This window comes from Actinoplanes lutulentus (assembly GCF_003259845.1).
Taxonomy (GTDB): Bacteria; Actinomycetota; Actinomycetes; order Mycobacteriales; family Micromonosporaceae; genus Actinoplanes; species Actinoplanes lutulentus.
Genome location: NZ_QLMJ01000017.1, coordinates 198,573 through 216,032, shown reverse-complemented (window position 1 = coordinate 216,032; position 17,460 = coordinate 198,573). Strand labels below are relative to the sequence as shown.

The 17,460-nt window shown below is 69.5% G+C and carries 15 protein-coding genes; 6 read left to right on the top strand and 9 right to left on the bottom strand.

The window, feature by feature from the left end; genetic code table 11:
* Positions 1-9: 9 nt before the first annotated feature.
* Both B0I29_RS32055 and B0I29_RS32050 read left to right on the top strand, forming a co-directional pair.
* Complete coding sequence (locus tag B0I29_RS32055; RefSeq protein ID WP_111652842.1) at positions 10-1,332, top strand: lipase family protein; 1,323 nt, start codon at positions 10-12, stop codon at positions 1,330-1,332.
* Between the two features lie 272 nt (positions 1,333-1,604).
* Entirely contained in the window at positions 1,605-4,958 is a 3,354-nt protein-coding gene (locus B0I29_RS32050; protein ID WP_111652841.1) for a CARDB domain-containing protein, read from the top strand.
* A gap of 974 nt (positions 4,959-5,932) precedes the next feature.
* Here B0I29_RS32050 and B0I29_RS47030 read toward each other — a convergent pair.
* Complete coding sequence (locus B0I29_RS47030) at positions 5,933-6,652, bottom strand: TetR/AcrR family transcriptional regulator (protein ID WP_245972872.1); 720 nt, start codon at positions 6,650-6,652, stop codon at positions 5,933-5,935.
* 103 nt (positions 6,653-6,755) lie between these two features.
* Between B0I29_RS47030 and B0I29_RS32035 the strand changes: the two genes are divergently transcribed.
* A complete protein-coding gene (locus tag B0I29_RS32035) occupies positions 6,756-7,829 on the top strand; it encodes an alkene reductase (RefSeq protein WP_111652840.1) in 1,074 nt (357 codons plus the stop codon).
* A 2-nt stretch (positions 7,830-7,831) separates the two neighbouring features.
* On the opposite strand, the gene B0I29_RS32030 is transcribed toward B0I29_RS32035, so the two are convergent.
* Together B0I29_RS32030 and B0I29_RS32025 are read right to left on the bottom strand one after the other, a co-directional pair.
* Positions 7,832-8,404, bottom strand: a complete 573-nt coding sequence (locus tag B0I29_RS32030; protein ID WP_111652839.1) for a TOPRIM nucleotidyl transferase/hydrolase domain-containing protein — start codon at positions 8,402-8,404, stop codon at positions 7,832-7,834.
* Positions 8,405-8,445: 41 nt separating this feature from the next.
* Positions 8,446-9,057: a TetR/AcrR family transcriptional regulator gene (locus tag B0I29_RS32025; RefSeq protein ID WP_111652838.1), complete on the bottom strand. Its 612-nt coding sequence runs from the start codon at positions 9,055-9,057 to the stop codon at positions 8,446-8,448.
* Positions 9,058-9,139: 82 nt separating this feature from the next.
* Here B0I29_RS32025 and B0I29_RS32020 point away from each other — a divergent pair, with 82 nt between their 5' ends.
* Both B0I29_RS32020 and B0I29_RS32015 read left to right on the top strand, forming a co-directional pair.
* Positions 9,140-10,576, top strand: a complete 1,437-nt coding sequence (locus tag B0I29_RS32020; RefSeq protein WP_111652837.1) for an MFS transporter — start codon at positions 9,140-9,142, stop codon at positions 10,574-10,576.
* Positions 10,577-10,626: 50 nt separating this feature from the next.
* Positions 10,627-10,851 carry a hypothetical protein gene (locus tag B0I29_RS32015; protein ID WP_146616948.1) on the top strand — a complete coding sequence of 75 codons (225 nt, stop codon included), beginning with the start codon at positions 10,627-10,629 and terminating at the stop codon, positions 10,849-10,851.
* On the opposite strand, the gene B0I29_RS32010 is transcribed toward B0I29_RS32015, so the two are convergent.
* The 6 genes from B0I29_RS32010 to B0I29_RS31985 all read right to left on the bottom strand — a co-directional run bounded on the left by B0I29_RS32010 (position 10,848) and on the right by B0I29_RS31985 (position 16,633).
* Positions 10,848-11,438 carry a TetR/AcrR family transcriptional regulator gene (locus B0I29_RS32010; RefSeq protein ID WP_111652835.1) on the bottom strand — a complete coding sequence of 197 codons (591 nt, stop codon included), beginning with the start codon at positions 11,436-11,438 and terminating at the stop codon, positions 10,848-10,850. The two genes, B0I29_RS32015 and B0I29_RS32010, sit on opposite strands and share 4 nt — an antisense overlap.
* A 4-nt stretch (positions 11,439-11,442) precedes the next feature.
* Complete coding sequence (locus tag B0I29_RS32005) at positions 11,443-12,300, bottom strand: SDR family NAD(P)-dependent oxidoreductase (RefSeq protein WP_111652834.1); 858 nt, start codon at positions 12,298-12,300, stop codon at positions 11,443-11,445.
* A 327-nt stretch (positions 12,301-12,627) separates the two neighbouring features.
* Entirely contained in the window at positions 12,628-13,287 is a 660-nt protein-coding gene (locus B0I29_RS32000) for a cation efflux transmembrane domain-containing protein (protein ID WP_111652833.1), read from the bottom strand.
* Positions 13,287-13,616, bottom strand: coding sequence for an ArsR/SmtB family transcription factor (locus B0I29_RS31995; RefSeq protein WP_111652832.1), 330 nt, complete (start codon positions 13,614-13,616; stop codon positions 13,287-13,289). The genes B0I29_RS32000 and B0I29_RS31995 overlap by 1 nt, the downstream gene beginning before the upstream one ends.
* Positions 13,617-13,643: 27 nt before the next feature.
* Positions 13,644-15,209: a glycoside hydrolase family 43 protein gene (locus B0I29_RS31990; RefSeq protein ID WP_111652831.1), complete on the bottom strand. Its 1,566-nt coding sequence runs from the start codon at positions 15,207-15,209 to the stop codon at positions 13,644-13,646.
* Entirely contained in the window at positions 15,206-16,633 is a 1,428-nt protein-coding gene (locus B0I29_RS31985) for an MFS transporter (protein ID WP_146616947.1), read from the bottom strand. The genes B0I29_RS31990 and B0I29_RS31985 overlap by 4 nt, the downstream gene beginning before the upstream one ends.
* Positions 16,634-16,805: 172 nt before the next feature.
* Here B0I29_RS31985 and B0I29_RS31980 point away from each other — a divergent pair, with 172 nt between their 5' ends.
* Entirely contained in the window at positions 16,806-17,456 is a 651-nt protein-coding gene (locus B0I29_RS31980; RefSeq protein ID WP_111652829.1) for a TetR/AcrR family transcriptional regulator, read from the top strand.
* The last annotated feature ends 4 nt before the right edge of the window (positions 17,457-17,460 follow it).

Genomic DNA, 17,460 nt, shown 5'->3' with positions numbered 1-17,460 from the left:
GGAGGGCACATGTCCGGTCGTTTCCGCATGTCCGTAGCGATTCTCGCCGCAACCGTCGCCGCCACGACGGTTGCGGCGGTCCCGGCGCAGGCCGCTGTTTCCCGGGGGATCACGATCCCCGCGTTCTACGACCCGCCGGCAGACCTGCCCGCGGCCGACGGCACGCTGATCCGCACCCAACCGCTCAAGCTCGCTCTCTCCTTGCCCGGCATCACCGGCACCCTGCCCGGCAGCGCGACCCGGATCATGTACAAGTCGACCGACGCGGGCGGCGGCCCGGTCGCCGTCACCGGTGCCTACATCGAGCCGGCCGCCGCCTGGCGTGGTTCCGGATCGCGGCCGCTGGTCGTGCTCGCGCCCGGGACCATGGGCCAGGGCGACCAGTGCTCGACCTCGCTCGCGCTGGAGAAGGGCCTGATCCTCGGCATCGGTCAGGAACGTTCGACGGTGTCGATCGGGTACGAGATCCTGGCGATCTACCGGCTGCTCGCCAAGGGCATCGCGGTGGTGCAGACCGACTACCCGGGACTCGGTACGACGGACCGGCTGCACACCTACGTCGGCCGCGTCGACTCCGGGCATGCCGTGCTCGACGCCGCCCGCGCCGCCAAGAAGCTGACCGGCACCTCGGTCACCGCGGCCTCGGCCGTCGGACTCTACGGGTACAGCCAGGGCGGCGGCGCTGTCGCGTCGGCCGCCGAGCTGCAGCCGACGTACGCGCCCGACGTCAAGCTCACCGCGACGTACGCCGGTGCGCCGCCGGCCAACCTGATCGACGTCGTCGCCGCGATCGACGGCACCGAGCTGGTCGGCGCGCTGGGCTGGTCGATCAACGGGTTCACCCAGACCGTGCCGGCGCTGAAGCCGCTCGTCGACTCCTACCTCAACGACGCCGGCCGGGCCGCGCTCGCGGATCTGTCCACCATGTGCGTCGGCGACGCGCTCTTCGGGTACGCGAACAAGCGCAGCACCGGGTGGACCAGGAGCGGTCAGTCGCTGGCGTCGATCATCGCGGCCGAACCCGTCCTGAAGGCCGCCATCGGCGATCAGCTGATCGGCACCCGCAAGCCGGTCGGCGTGGTCCGGGTGGCCACCGGGGTGAGCGACAACCTGGTCGCCCACGGCCAGGCGCGCACTCTCGCCGCCGACTGGTGCCGGCGCGGTGGAAAGGTCGTCTACGACCCGATCCTGCTCGCCGACTCGGGCAGCCCGCTGCTGAACCATTTCGGTCCGCTGCTCACCGACCAGGGCACCGCCGTCGACTGGCTCACCCTGCGGCTCGCGGGCGTCCCGGCGATCTCCAACTGCGCGCTGCTGCCGGTTCTGTTGTAGGGGCGCGGCAACGCTCCTCCGCCTGAGCGGGTCGTCACGGCACTTGTCGTGACGACCCGCTCTGCTTTGTGCGTACCCAAGGGGCTTGATCTGGGTCTTGATCTTGGGCTCGCAAAGTATCGATCGCAGTCGTTGACGAACTGGTGACGCATCTGAAACATTGAATGCCCCTTGCTGAAAGAACTTGGCAAGGAGCCGGAAATTTGTTCCAAGAGCGTCGCAATATCTCAGCACCGTCTTCCCCCGCTCCCGCCCCGCACAGGACGGAACCCATGAGACGCAGCAGATTCCTCGCCGCGGTCGTCGCGGCCGGCATGATCGTCCTCGGCATGTCGCCGCCGGCAGCGAACGCCGCCGGACCCAACCTGGCCGCCGGCAAAGCCGCCTCCGCCAGCGGATCCCTCGGCGCGCAACCCGCCTCCGCCGTCACCGACGGTAACCAGCAGAGTTATTGGGAGAGCCCGAACGGATCATTCCCGCAATGGGTGCAGGTCGACCTCGGCGCCACCGCCACGGTCGACCAGGTGATCCTCAAACTGCCGCCGGCGACCGCGTGGGCCACCCGCACGCAGACGCTGAGCGTGCAGGGCAGCACGAACGGATCCAGCTTCAGCACGCTCTCGGCCTCGGCCGGCCGGGTCTTCGACCCGGCGACCGGCAACACCGTCACCATCGGTTTCACCTCGGCGAGCGTCCGGTACGTGCGGGTCAACGTCACCGCCAACACCGGCTGGCCGGCGGGCCAGCTCGCCGAGTTCGAGGTGTACGGCCCGAGTGGCCCCGTCGATCCCGACCCCGATCCTGACCCGCCGACCGGCTCGAATCTGGCGCTGAGCAAGCCGATCGAGGCGTCGTCGTCGACGTTCAACTTCGTGGCAGCGAACGCCAACGACACCAGCGTGAGCAGTTACTGGGAGTCCACCGGCTTCCCGTCCACACTCACCGTGAAGCTGGGCGCCGACGCCTCCCTTACCGGCGTCGTCGTCAAGCTGAACCCGGACGCGGCCTGGGGTGCGCGTACCCAGAACATCCAGGTCCTCGGCCGGGCCGGAACCGCCACCGGTTTCACCGAGCTGAAGGCCCGCGCGGACTACGGCTTCAACCCGTCGACCAACCAGAACACCGTCACGATTCCGGTCAGCGGCAGCGCGTCGGACGTACGGCTGCAGTTCTTCAGCAACACCGGCGCGCCCGGTGGGCAGGTCGCCGACTTCCAGGTGATCGGCGCCTGGGCGCCGAACCCGGACCTGGTCGTCACCTCGGCCACCTGGACACCGGCGGCGCCGAGCGAGACCAGCGCGATCACGCTGTCCGCGGTGGTCCGCAACTCCGGCACGGCCGCGTCCGCCGCCACCAAGCTGGACTTCCGGCTCGGCGGAACCGTCGCCGGCACCGCCGACGTCCCGGCCCTGGCCGCGGGTGCCGCGGCGACCGTCACCGCCAGTGCCGGTACGAAGGCGCAGGGCAGCTACACCGTGTCGGCGGTCGTCGACCCGGCGAACACCGTCGCCGAGACGAACAACGACAACAACACGTTCACCGCGTCCTCGCAGCTGGTGGTCAGCCAGGCGCCCGGACCCGACCTGCAGGTCACCGCGATCAGCAACACCCCGGCGAACCCGGCGGCCGGCGCCGCGGTGAGCTTCACCGTCGCGGTCACCAACCGGGGTACGAGCGCAGCCGGCGCCAGCACCACCCGGCTGGTCGTCGGCAGCACCACGCTGACCGGCGCGACTCCGGCGATCGCGGCCGGGGCGACCACGACCGTCACCATCGGCGGCACCTGGACGGCCACCAGCGGCGGAGCCACCGCCACCGCGACGGCCGACTCCGCGGGTACGGTCGCGGAGACCAACGAGAACAACAACGTCCTGACCAAGTCGATCGTCGTCGGACGTGGCGCCGCGGTGCCGTATACGTCTTACGAAGCCGAGGCCGCTCGTTACCAGGGAACCCTCGTTCAGACCGACCAGCTGCGCACGTTCGGCCACACCAACTTCGGTACGGAATCCTCCGGCCGCCAGTCGGTACGGCTCAACAGCACCGGGCAGTTCGTCGAGTTCACCTCCACGAACCAGGCGAACTCCATCGTGGTGCGTAACTCGGTGCCGGACTCCGCGAGCGGCGGCGGTCAGGACGCCACGATCAGCCTGTACGTCAACGACGTCTTCAGCCGCAAGCTGACCCTGTCGTCGCGTAACAGCTGGCTGTACGGCACCACCGACGACACCGAGTCGCTGTCCAACACACCCGGACCGGACGCCCGCCGGCTGTTCGACGAGTCGCACGCTCTGCTGGCGTCGTCGTACCCGGCCGGCACCCGCTTCAAGCTGCAGCGCGACGCCGGTGACTCGGCGGCGTTCTACATCATCGACCTGGTCGATCTGGAGCAGGTGGCGCCCGCCGTCTCGCAGCCGGCCGGTTGCACCTCGATCACCACGTACGGCGCGGTGCCGAACGACGGCGCCGACGACACCGCCGCCATCCAGCGGGCCGTCGCCGACGACGAGAACGGCGTGATCAGCTGCGTCTGGATCCCGGCCGGACAGTGGCGGCAGGAGCAGAAGATCCTGTCGGTCGACCCCACGCGTGGACAGTGGAACCAGAAGGGCCTGCGCAACGTGGTGATCCGCGGCGCCGGCATGTGGCACTCGGTGCTGTACTCCGACACCCAGCCGCAGAACGCCACCGGCGGGATCAACCACCCGCACGAGGGCAACGTCGGCTTCGACATCGACGACAACACCCAGATCTCGGACATCGCGATTTTCGGCAACACGCAGAACCGGGCGAACCGGGGTCATGGTCTGAACGGGCGGTTCGGTCGGAACACCAAGATCAGTAACGTGTGGATCGAGCACGTGAATGTCGGTGCCTGGGTCGGGCGGGATTACTCGGACACCCCTGCTTACTGGAACCCGGGTGACGGGCTCGAGTTCACCGGTATGCGGATCCGGAACACGTTCGCCGACGGGATCAACTTCTCCAACGGGACGCGTAATTCACGGGTGTTCAACTCGTCATTCCGTACCAACGGCGACGACGCGCTCGCGAGCTGGGCGAACCCGTACGTGAAGGACCAGTCGGTGGACATCAACCACGACAACCACTTCCTGAACAACACCATCCAGCTGCCGTGGCGGGCCAACGGCATCGCCATCTACGGCGGGTCGAACAACTCCGCGCAGAACAACCTGATCTACGACACGATGAACTACCCCGGCATCATGCTGGCGACCGACCACAGCCCGCTCGCGTTCGGCGGCACCACGCTGCTGGCGAACAACGGTCTGTACCGCACCGGCGGGGCATTCTGGAACGAGGACCAGGAGTTCGGGGCGATCACCCTGTTCCCCTCGACGAAGGACATCACCGGCGTCACGATCCGCGACACCGACATCGTGGACTCGACGTACGACGGCATCCAGTTCAAGAACGGCGGCGGCAACATGCCGAACGTCGCCATCACCAACGTGAAAGTCGACAAGTCGGTCAACGGGGCGGGGATCCTGGCGATGAGCGGGGCGCGCGGCAACGCGGTCCTCTCCAACGTCACAATCACCAACTCAGCCGACGGCAACATCGTCACCCAGCCGGGCTCGCAGTTCGTGATCAGCGGCAGCTGACACCAGTCAACCCGCGGTGCTCCCGGCTCGAATGAGCCGGGAGCACCGTTCGTCTTCGCCCGGGGGCACCGTTCGTCTTCGACGAGGCCGCCGCCGCTGTCGCGGGGCCGCCGCCGTCTGTCCCATTCTCCCGTGCCGCCGTCGCTGTCCTGGGGCCGATGTTGTCTGTTCCAGGGCCGCCGCGGTCTGTCTCGGGGCCGCCGCCGTTTGTCCCGAAGCCTGGCTGCACAGCACGGCCGCCGCGGCGTCCAGCCAGCAGCCGTGAGCGCCAGCCGGTTCGGGTTGGCTGTACCGGAGGGTCGCCGTGGTGTGCAGCCAGGAGCCGTGAGGGCCAGCCGGTTCGGGATGGCTGTACGGGAGGGTCGCCGTGGCGTGCAGCCAACAGCCGTGAGCGACAGCCGGCTAATCACGACGACCTCGTCAGCGGCGGGTCGCGCGGGTCAGGCGGGTGTGTCGATTTCGGGTTCGATACGCGCCCTAATTCGACACGCACCGGCGGGGCGCTCGCGGCGTGTCGAATTAGGCCTTGGCCCACGGAATACCGGACCTGACCACAGAGCGAGCAGCCCACAGAGCGAGGAGCTTGCAGGTCGAGCCGATCGCAGGGCGAGCCGTAGCTCAGATAGGTCATAGGACTCTCATAAGGTGCCTGAACTACGGCTGGGGGACACAAGCCGTAGACCAGGCACGTCATCGCAGCGCCATAACACGTCCGAGCTACGGCTCGTCCTGCGGCGAGGAAGACCTACGCGATAGAACCCCGCCGGCCCAGGCCCGACAACGGCCTTGTGGGGTGCCGGGCGGACCTCAAGTCGACACGAGTGGCCGGGCTGCGGCGTGTGTGTCGAGTTCGGGTGCGGATCGAACCCGAAATCGACACACCCCTCGCGAGACGGGCGCGGCGACACACTCCGGGGCTGGGCTGGGCTGGGCGACCGGGGTTCCGGCGGCCAGGGCTGCTTGGTCCGAAGGGGTCAGGGGTGCAGGACGTTCATGGCGCGGTCGAGTAGCGCGTTTCGGGAGACAGCGCCGTCGCACGACTCCCAGACCTGCATCGCCGCGTTCAGGCAGGCCAGCGCTGAGGCGACCAGGGCGCGCGGCGCCGGATCCCGGTCGGCGGACAAGCCCGCGGACAGGCTCGCGGGCAGACCGGTAGACAGGCCCTCGGGCAGACCGGCGGGCAGACCGTCGGACGGGCCCGCGGACGGGCCTGTAGGTAGGGCGGTGGGCAAGTCTGCGGCCGCGGCGCCGGAAAGGCGGGTGGCTACCAGGGGGACCAGCAGCTCCTCCCAGCAGCGCTGTTTCTCCCGGTGGCGGGCCTTCATCGTGGGGCTGCCCTCGATCATCCGGAGGAAGGCCAGGGAGCGCTCCGGCGTCTCGGCGTTCATCGTGATGATCGGGTCGAAGGTGTGCCGCAACGACACCCAGGGATGCTCGGTGGCCGGGCGGGCGGCGAAGGCTGCGGCGAGCATTGGCCCGAGGTCTTCGAGCCAGGTCAGGACCACGTCCTCCTTGGTGCCGAAGTACCGGAAGAACGTGGTGCGCGACAGGCCCGCCTCGGCGGCGATCTGCTCGACCGTGGTGTTGTCGCAGCCCTGCTCGGCGAAGAGCCTCGTCGCGATGGCGCTGACCTCGTCACGCATCGCCTGCCGGGTGCGTTCGCGCAGGGACGGCTTCGCCGCTGTGTCCTTCACGACAGGATCTTATCCCGTATCAAAGTGGGACTGAGTACCACTTTGATCTACCGTTCCTAGTGCCGTCGGAAAACGCCGGACAACGCCTGTGAGAAGGAACCGCATGTCGAAGCTGTTCACGCCCCTGAACCTGGGCGCGGTCAACCTGCGCAACCGCATGGTGATGGCCCCGCTCACCCGGCTCCGGGCCGGAGCGCACGGTGTGCCCGGAGATCTGCTGGTCGAGCACTACCGGCAGCGCGCCTCGATGGGTCTGATCGTCACCGAGGGCACCTGGCCGATCCGCGAAGGCCGGACCTGGATCGGCCAGCCCGGCATCGAGACCGCCGAGCAGGTCGAGGGCTGGCGGCGGGTCGCCGACGCGGTGCATGCCGAGGGTGGCGCCATCGTCATGCAGATCATGCACGGGGGCCGGATCTCGCACCCGGAGATCACCGGCACCGGCCGCATCGTCGCGCCCAGCGCCATCGCGGCGCCCGGCGAGGTCCGGCTGCCGGACGACAGCAAGGCCGACCACCCGGTCCCGCACGCGCTGACCGCCGGCGAGATTCCCGGGATCGTCGCCGGATTTGTCGCCGCGGCTCGCAACGCCATCGAGGCCGGCCTGGACGGCGTCGAGATCCACAGCGCCAACGGGTACCTCGTGCACCAGTTCCTCTCGCCGGCGTCGAACACCCGCACCGACGAGTACGGCGGCTCGCCGGCCAACCGGGCCCGCCTCGCCGTCGAGATCCTGACCGCCGTCGCCGGTGCGATCGGCGCCGACCGGACCGGGCTGCGGATCTCGCCTGAGCACAACATCCAGGGTGCGCTGGAGACCGACCCGGCCGACGTCGCCGCGACGTACACCGCGCTCGCCGAGGGTCTCGCGCCGCTGGGCCTGGCGTTCGTCGACATCCTGCACGCCGACCCGGCCGGTGAGCTGGTGCAGAAGGTCCGGCACGCGGCCGCTGCCCCGACGATTGTCAACACCGGCTTCGGTACGCCGACCACCAGGGAGTCCGCGCTTGCCCTGCTCGACGACGGCCTCGCCGAAGCGGTGGCGATCGGCCGCGCCGCTCTGGCCAACCCCGATCTGGTCGCCCGCTGGGCCGGCGACGCGGCGGAGAACGCTCCCGACCCGAGCACGTTCTACGCGCCGGACGCCCGTGGCTACACCGATTACCCGACCCTCTGAACTCAAACGGTTTCGAGGACGGTTTCGAGGATCGCGGCGAGTGGCCGGGGCAGGACGCCTCGGCCGCTCGCCGTTTCGGTGAGCAGTCGTGCGTACCGAAGGTTGCGTCGTGAACTGCTGCGGATGAAGCGGTGCATCTGCGCCTGGAGGTCCTGGCCGCGCCAGGCCGGTTGTTTCTGGAACGAGCGGAACGAACGCAGATCGCGCTCCGCCTCGAAGAGGGCGGTGACGGCGCCGGTGCCGGCCGCGCGGATCAGCTCGTCCTCCAGGTCGTCGGCGCAGACCTGAAAATCGGTCAGCTCGCCGCGGAACAGCTCTTGCTCCTGCAGGTCGCACAGGCCGACGCGTCTCATCCCGGCCGGCAGCATCATCACGAAGCGGCCGATCGCGTGCGCGCCGCCGATCGGCACGATCACGACGCGCTCGGCCGCAAGATCCCGGGAAAGAAAGGTCGCGGCTGTCTCCAGGGCGATCTGGTCGGTGATGCCCTCGACGAGGATGACCGCGGACGCCGACGCGACCCGGGACATGGCGTCGGCCGTCGCCTGCAGTGAGGCGGCGTTGGCGGCGGGCATGCCCGCATCATCGGCCATCGACGACCGTCGGCGAAAGCGAGTTACCCGCCGTAGACCAGCCGCTGGATCGCCTCGGCGATGTCCTCGACGGCGGCTTCCAGATCGGCGTCGCTCGCGTTCGCCAGCTGGGTGTACCGCGCGTCCCGGATCGCGGAGATCATCTCGGCCAGCCGCGGCGCCGCGATGCTGGTCGTGGCCGTTCCGTCCCGCTGGTCGCGGCTGATCTTGTCGGAGGCGCGTTCGTCCTGGCGGCTCTTCACCCGGGTCATGAAGTCGCGCAGCTCGGACGAGGTGGCGACCGCGGTCGGCGCGCACTTCATCACGCCGGCGTGCTCCCGCCACAGATACGCCGACGACCGCAACTGCTCGCGCAACAACTCGCGCGAGGGTCCGTCGCTGTCGAACCAGACGTGCGACGCGCCCAGCGTCTCCCAATACCGCGACATCAACGCGGTCAAAACCGCCCCTTTCGTACGGAAATAGAAGTAGAACCCGGTCCGCGACAGACCAGCCGCCCGTGCGAGATCGTCGATGCTGACCGACTCGTACGGCTGCTCGCCGAAGAGCCGGCGCGCCGCGTCGAGGATCGCGGCCTCGCGCAGGTCACCTTTCGACGGACCGGATCGACGCCGGGTGGACGTTGCCTGAGTCATTCCCGCACCCTACCGATGTGATTCTTGACGCCCGACCAGAAAAGTTGACACGCTGTCGAAAACGAGGTCTAGCATAGCGGACGTGAACCCGTCCCCACGCCCGGCGCTGCTGCTCATAGCCGCCGCGGCCAGCAGTTTCCTGCTGTCGCTGATCCAGTCCATCCCGGTGCCCGTGCTGCCGCTCATCTCGCAGCAACTCGGTGCCGACGCCACCACCGTCGGATGGGTGACCACCGCGACCCTGCTCGCCGCCTCGGCCTGTACTCCGCTGCTCGGCCGCCTCGGGCACGTATTCGGCATCAAGCCCGTGTTCATCGCGACGCTGATCGTCACGTTGATCGGCAGCGTCCTGGCCGCCACCGTGCACGACATCGGCTGGCTCATCGTGGCCCGGGTCCTGCAGGGCACCAGCATGGGACTCTTCCCGCTCGGCATCAGTCTGCTGCGCCACGAGATGCCCGCGCACAAGCTGACCAACGGCATGGCCGTGGTGGCGTCCACGCTCGGCGTCGGCGGCGGCATCGCGCTGGTGGCCGCGGGCCTACTCACCCAGGACGGCGCGGATTACCGCCGGGCCTTCTGGCTGTGCGTGCTGGTCACCGTGATCGCCCTGGCCCTGGCGTTCACCCTGCCCCGCCGGGCCGGCGCCGGCGGACGGGTCGACCTGGTCGGCGCGGCCGTCCTCTCGATCGGCCTGGTCAGCCTGCTGCTGCCGATCTCGCAGGGTCACACCTGGGGCTGGAGCTCGCCACGCGTACTGATCCTGTTCGCCGCCGCCGTGGTCATCCTGGTCGGTTTCTACTTCCTGCAGAGCCGTACGGCCGCGCCGCTGGTCTCGGTGGAGATGCTGCGCCACCGGCCGATCCTGGTCACCAACCTGGCGGCGATGGCCGTCGGCTTCGCGATGTTCGCCGGCCAGCTGGCCACCAGTTACTTCGTGCAGATCCCGCGGGCCGCCACCGGATTCGGTTTCACCGCCACGGTGCTGGAGACCAGCATCGTGTACCTGCTGCCCGGCGCGATCGTCAGCATCGTGATCGGCCCGCTCGCCGGGCGCCTCGTCGGCCGGATCGGCCCGCGATTCGTGCTCGCCATCGCCTGCGGCATGGCAGCGATCGCCTCGACGTCACTGGCGTTCCTGCACAGCGGCAAGATCGAGGTCATCGTCGCGTTCGTGGTCGTGAGCTGCGGCATCGCCATGGCGTACGCCGCGATGCCGGCCCTGCTGATCAGCCACGTGGAACCCCACGAGACGGGCATCGCCAACTCGGTGAACTCGATCATGCGGACCGTCGGCGGCACCATCGGCAGTGCCCTGGTGATCACGATCCTCGCGGCGCGGACCCAGCAGATCGGCACGGTCGCGCTGCCGACCGAGAACGCCTTCCGGCTCAGCTACGGCCTCGGCGCCATCGTGTACGCGGTCGGCGGCGCGCTGGTCCTGTTGTTCATCACGGGCGCTCGGTCACGCGTACCCGAGAAGGCTCTTGACCTTGAAGTTGCTTCTCGTCCTTTGTGAACACTGCGGTTCGCCGGCTTCTCGTAACCTGCGCCACCTACCCTGCGGCGATGATGATCGATCTCCTGGGGCGGGTGGCGCGGCCGGGCGCGCTCTCGGTTCTGCCCAATCCCGCAGCGGTTCTTGGCACCACTGCCGGATACACCATCCGGATTTTCAGCGTGGCGTCGATTCCGGCGGCCGGGGTGAACGCGGAGTTCCTGGCCGCCGCGATCGAGGAGTATGCGAATGACCCTGAACTCCGCGCGGCCATCGGCTCATCCGTCGCTGTCTAACCGCCGGCCAGCGCCGCCTGGATGATCTCGCGCGCTGACCCGGCCGTGGCGGTGAAAGCCGCCGGGTCGCGCCCGATCCGCTCGGCGCCGGCGCGCATCACCCCGGACAGCAGCTCCACGGTGAGCGGCACATCGTCGACCGCACGGAACTCACCGCGGGCGACGCCGGCCCGGACCACGTTCTCCACCTCGACCACGATCGCGTGGAACGGGCTGCCCGGCCCCTTCGGCGCCTCCGGATCCGACCGGAACATCAACTGCATGACCGGGTCGGTGAACGACTCCAGGACCACCCCGATGATCTCGCTCATCCGGGCCGGGGCCGGATCCGAAGCACGGGCGGCGATCGCTTCGACCCGCTCGACGGTCGGCCGGCCCACCCGTTCGATCAGTGCCCGGGACAGGGCACCCTTGTCCCGGCCGTAGTTGTAGAGCGTGTTGCGGGCCAACCCGGTGCTGGCCGCGATGTGACCCATGTTGATCGTGTCGTAGTCGCGCTCGGCCAGCAGTTGCCGCATCGCCTCGGCGAGGCCGGCCCACACCATCTCATGGTGCTCCCCGATGCTGGCTCCCCGAATCCGCGGCATCCGATCATCCTGCCGTAGCGAGGATTCCCGGGTTGTGGCGGCGCAGGTTCGCGGCACTGACCCGGTCGAGCATCCGGTCGGGCAGCACCCGGGCCAGGCGGATGAGCAGCGCCGCGTCCCGGCCGATCGTGTACCTCGTGCGCGGCCTGCGCGTCGTCACCGCCTTCACGATCACCCGCGCGGCGGCATCAGCGGTCACCCCCGACGCGGTGCCGGTGGACATCAGCGTGTTGATCGCCTGAACCAGCGTGCCGTACCGTTTCTCCTGCTCCGGCGTCATCGCCGCCGCCAGATGGTTCGCCGTCGCGACCCCGCGGGACGCCATCTGAGTGCGCACGCCGCCGGGTTCGATCACCATCACGGGTACGCCCAACGCCGCCACCTCCCGCCGCAACGAATCACTGACCGCCTCCAGGGCGAACTTCGCGCCCGCGTACGCCCCATAGGTCGGCATCGCGATCCGCCCGCCGATCGAGCTGATGTTGACGACCCGCCCCTTGCTGCGCAACAGCGCCGGCAGCAGCGCCTGGGTCACGGCGATGTGCCCGAACAGGTTCACCTCGAACGTCCGCCGCCACTGCGCCATCGGCATCACCTCGACCGGGGCGTTCACCTGGATACCGGCGTTGTTGACGAGCGCACGCAGCGGCCGGGCGTCGGCGGCGACCCGCGCGGCGAGCGCCGCCACGTGTGCGGCCTCGGTGATGTCGAGAATGACCGGCTCGATGTTCTCTCCTCGGATGGCGTCGGCGTCCCGCTCGCGCCGTACCCCGGCCAGAACGTGGAATCCCTGGTGGGCGAGCGCACGTGCGGTCGACGCACCCAGCCCGGTGGACGCCCCGGTCACAACAACAAGCTCCATAATCGCCTCCAATTTATCCGACAACCTGTCGCAAAGATTACGACGGGTTGTCGCCAAAACTGAAGGGCCGGGGGTGTGACGCCGGGCGCAGATCCGCGCGAGGCCCGCCGCACTCGGCAGGTCCCGCGCGCTGAAAGCGTTCTCCGGCTCGGTCTCCACGCCACTGGCCTCGACCCAGCGCCGGTCGTCGGTGTGCAGCCAGTCGTCGCTAGCCAGCATTGACTGGCCAGCGCTTGTGGTCGTTGGCAAGGACTCATCGCGACCGTGAGCGCCGGCCGGGTCAGCCCGTGACCGCTAGGCCGCTGCGGCTGTGGGTGAGCTGCGGCGCTACCTCGGGCAGCAGCCGTCTGTGCAGGTGGTTGCCGCTGGTGGGATTGGTGGGCAGCACGTGTCGCCTCGCCAGGTGTCGCGGCCTTCCTTCAGTGCGACTGCCGCGATCACCAGGGCGGCCAGCGGGTCGGCCCAGGTCCAGCCGAACAGGGAGTTCAGGGCCAGGCCCACCAGCAGGACGCCGGACAGGTACGTGCACAGCAGGGTTTGTTGCGAGTCGGCTATCGCTGTTCGGGAGTTCAGCTCGCGGCCGGCCTGGCGCTGGGCGTAGGAAAGGCCCGGCATCACGGCGAGGGATAGGGCCGCCAGACTCAAGCCGACCGTGGAATGCGAGGCCTCCGCGCCGCCGGTCAGGGAGCGGAACGACGAGACTGTCACCCACGCTGCCAGGGCGAAGAACGAGATCGCGATCGCTCGCAGGGCCACCTTTTCGCGGGCTTGCGGGTCGTGGCCGGCGAACTGCCACGCCACCGCGGCGGCTGAGGAGACCTCGATGATGGAGTCGAGTCCGAATCCGATCAGGGCGGTGGAGTCGGCGGCGGTGCCGGCGCTGATCGCTACGGCGGCTTCGGCCACGTTGTAGGCGATGGTCACGCCCACGAGGATGCGGATCCGCCGGGTGAGCGTCGCACGACGAGCCGGGGAGTCCAGGCTCATCAGCAGCAGCCCTTTGCCTCGCTGTCGGGGCAGGCCGCTGGGTCGACCGCCAGGACCAGGCCCAGCAGGTCGTCCAGGGCGTGGCGCAGGCGGACGTCGGCCAGTTCGTAGCGGGTGCGTCGCCCCTCCGGGGAGGCCGCGACCAGGCCGCAGCCTCGTAGGCAGGCCAAGTGGTTGGACAGGTTTTGCCTGGTCACGCCGAGGAGGTCGGCCAGCTCGGCCGGGTAGCCCGGGCCGTCGCGCAGCGCGAGCAGCAGCCGGGCCCGGGTCGCGTCGGACAGGGCGTGGCCGAAGCGGGCGAGGACCTGCCCGTGGGTGACCGTCTCCATGCCGCCGACAGTACAGCGAATGCTGTACTAACAGAAAGGTGTTTCCTGTCCGTGGTAGGCGAAGTGGCTGACGGTGACCGTGCCCTCCGAGGCGAAGACGCCGGTTACCCGGCCGGTGAAGGAGGCGGCGGTCTCGGAGGACCAGTACCGGCCGTCGAGTTCGGCGAGGCAGATGCCGCCGGCGATCAGGCGGATCCGGTCGGCGCCGTCGCCCTCGGGGCCGCCGGTTCCCGGTGCGGGCAGGCTGGTCTCGATGCGCAACTCGACCTGACCGGCGAGCTCGGGCCGAGCGGCCGGGATCTGGGCGGCCGGGATCTGGGCGGCCGGGAGGTGCGCGGCCGGGATCTGGGTGGTCCAGCTCTGTTCCAGATCGGCCAGCTTGGCGGTGGCGGTGACCGTGGTGCCGTGGCCGTCGCCCCGCGCCTCCAGGGACAGGTGGAAGTGTTCGTCGTAGCGGCAGGCCAGGCCGCCGGCGCCTCGGCTGGCGTCGACGGTCGCGGTGAACGTGCTGGTCAGATGGCGTTGGCGGCGACCGATGAAGGCCGGGCGGAACGCGCGCATGCCGCCCGTCACGCCGTGCAGGGTGAGCCGCCCGGGCGCCTCCGTCAGAGAGCCGACCGATTCAGGGGAGCGGCCGATCGCGAGCCATCCGGGATCGTCGAGCGAGGTGAGGTCGAAGCTCTCCGAGACAGCGCCGGCGCTGGGCAGAACCCGCACCGGGCGGGCCTGCGGCCAGCCGTCGTGCCAGGTCACCGTGGTGGCGAAGGTTTCCCGGCCGAGCGGGGAGAACGCCTTGGTCCGGCCCAGTACACGGACGCCGAGCAGGACCAGCACGTCGTCGCCGCCATCCGGACCGGCGACAAGGTCGGCGTGCCCGACGCACTGGACCGGGCTGTCGTACCCGGCGGCCGTGACGATCGGGTTGGCCGGGGCGCCCGAGAACGGGCCGGTGATCGACGGGCCGCGGGCGATGCTGACGGCGTGGCCGCGTTCGGTGCCGCCCTCGGCGATCAGCAGGTACCAGAATTCGCCGCGCCGGAAGACGTGCGGGGCCTCGGGGAACTGCCGGCCGGTGCCGGACCAGAGCGGGCGCGGCTCTTCCAGAGCCTTGCCGGCGGTGAGGTCGACGCGGACCTGCTGGATGCCGTGATGCGTGCCGGCGGCCGGTCCGGACGTGATGAAACCTGAGTAGGTGACATAGGCGTTGCCGTCGTCGTCCCAGGCCAGGTCGGGGTCGATGCCCTCGATCCCGGCGATCTCGGTGCCGTCGTCCCACGGCCCGGCCGGGTCCTCGGCGGTGAACACGACGCAGCCGCGCGGCCCGCCGGTGACGATCACGATGAGGTGGAACCGGCCGTCGTGGTGGCGCAGGGTGGGCGCCCACACGCCCATGCCGGACGCCGCCTGCTCGATGCCGAGCTGTTCGGGCCGGGTCGCGACGTTGCCGATCTGCTCCCAGGTGACCAGGTCGTGGCTGCGGAAGATCGGCAGGCCGGGCAGGTATTCGAACGTCGAGGTGGCGATGTAGTAGACGCCGTCGACGAGCACGACGCTCGGGTCCGGGTGGAAACCGGGAAGGATGGGATTGATCATTTCGCTTTCCGTACTCGGAGGATGCCGACCGCGGAGATCGCGGTTAGGACCAGGGCGACCGCCCAGACCGCGCGGTACCCGCCGGTGATGGCGACGACCTGGCCGGCCAGGACCGGGCCGAGGGCCTGGCCGAGGTTGGAGCCGAGCCCGGCGATGCCCAGATCGCGTCCGGCGGCGTCGCGGTCCGGCAGCACGTCGATGAACAGTGCCTGGTCGACCGGCAGGTAGATGCCGAACGCGATGCCGGCCAGGATGCTCTGCACGAACAGCGCGGGCAGGGCCGGCCAGAGCAGCGGGATCAGCATCGAGATCGCCATCAGCACCGAAGCGGCGATCACCAGGGGTTTGCGCCGGCCGATCCGGTCGGAGATCTTGCCGGCCAGCAGCAGCGCGACGATGGTTCCGGGCAGCGAGGCGACGGTCAGCAGCGGGGCCATCCGGGTGGCGTCGGTGAGGCTCAGCGCCGGGGAGATGTAACTCTGGAGCATGAACAGCGCGAATGTGGTCGATGCCGCGTACCCGAAGCTGAGCAGGATGCGCGACAGCCAGACCCAGCGGAAGTCGTGATCGCGCAGCGGGATGAGGAAGCCGCGGAAGAACGTGCCCCAGTGGTGCGGCGCCACGACGAGATCGGTCGAGGGCCGGTCGCGCAGCAGCAGGACGAAACCGGCGACGCCGGCCACGACCAGGGCCGCGTACACGTAGATGATGTCCAGGCCGACCAGCGGCAACAGCACGCCGGCGCCCACACCGCCGACGATGCCGCCGGCGAAGTTGCCGAGCCCGCCGATGCCGGAGGTGGTGCCGACCTTCTCCTCCGGGACCCGGTCGGCGACGGTGGTCTGCAGCGTCCCGGGGATCAGGTTGAGGGTGGTCTGCGCGCAGGTCCAGAGCAGGGCCAGGATCGCGATGGTGGGTGCGTGCCGGACCGCGACCAGGAAGCCTGCGCCGACGACGGCGCCGAACACCATCCAGGGCGCGCGCCGGCCGAACCGGCTGCGGGTGCGGTCGGAGAGTACGCCGACAACCGGCTGGACCAGCATCGTGGCGATCACCGCGACGGCGGTGACCAGGGACAGTGCCTGGGCGCGGGCCGCGTCGAATCCGGCGAGCAGGTCGAGCAGGCGCTGCTGCTCGGCGGAGGCGGTCGCGGTGCCGGCCTCGACGGCGGCCTTCAGGTCGTTGAGCGCGGCCAGGTCGACACCCGCGTCGGCGCCGGTGAACCAGTTCGCGAACTCGATCATCTGCACCTGGTTGGGCAGCAGGACGCCGAGCATGCCGCCCCAGACGGCGGTGATCGCGGCGAACGCGAGGGTGTACCAGAGCAGGTAGCGGCGGAACGGCTTGCCACCGCGGTAGGCCATCGAGGTGCCGGGCGTCGCCGGTTCGGTCATATCGGTGGAAACCGCTTGATCGCTGATCACAGAGATCCCCTTCACGAAAAACAGTGGGGAAAGGAGGGAGGCTGCGAGCTGCCTCACGTGAAAGCTGAGTAAAGAGGCGGTTTGGCTTCTGTGTCAAGGATGTTTCACGGACTCTTGCCGAAATCGATCAGCGATTGCTAGCTTGCACTCAACATTCGCGTCGGAGGTTGGCATGGACACCGCACCGTCCCGCAAACGTGGCCCGTACCAGCGCTCCCGGGAGCGCCGCGAGCAGATCGTCCTGGCCGTCGTCGACCTGGTCGATGAGCTCGGCCACGACGGCGTCACCACCGCGCAGGTCGCTGCCCGGTCCGGGTCCAGCGAGCCGACCGTGCTCTACCACTATCCGACGAAGGACCACCTGCTCGTGGCCGCTCTGGAGCGGATGGACGAGCTCGAGGCGGAGATCCTGGTCGACAGCGGCGACGACGCGATGCTCGACTACGAGCCGCTGCGGGCGAACGCCGACGCGACAATCGCCCTCAGCGAGAACCGGCTGCGCCTGTTCGTCGTGCTCAAGGGCCAGGCGGCGACACCCGGGCATCCGGCGGGGGAGTACTTCGTCCGGCGTACCGAACGGTCCATGGAGATCTTCGCCCGGCTGATCGCCGGTCGGCAGAACGCCGGTCTGGCCCATCCCGGCCTCGACCCGCGCGACACCGCCCGCCAGGTCATCGCGCTGTGGGAGGGCCTCACCTTCATGCGCCTGACCGATCCGACCTTCGACGTGGGCCAGTCACTGATCGACGGCATCCGCCGCCTGACCGGCGAGAACTGGATGCGCGCCCTGGCCGCCCTGAACGACCCGACCAACGGACTTTAGGAAC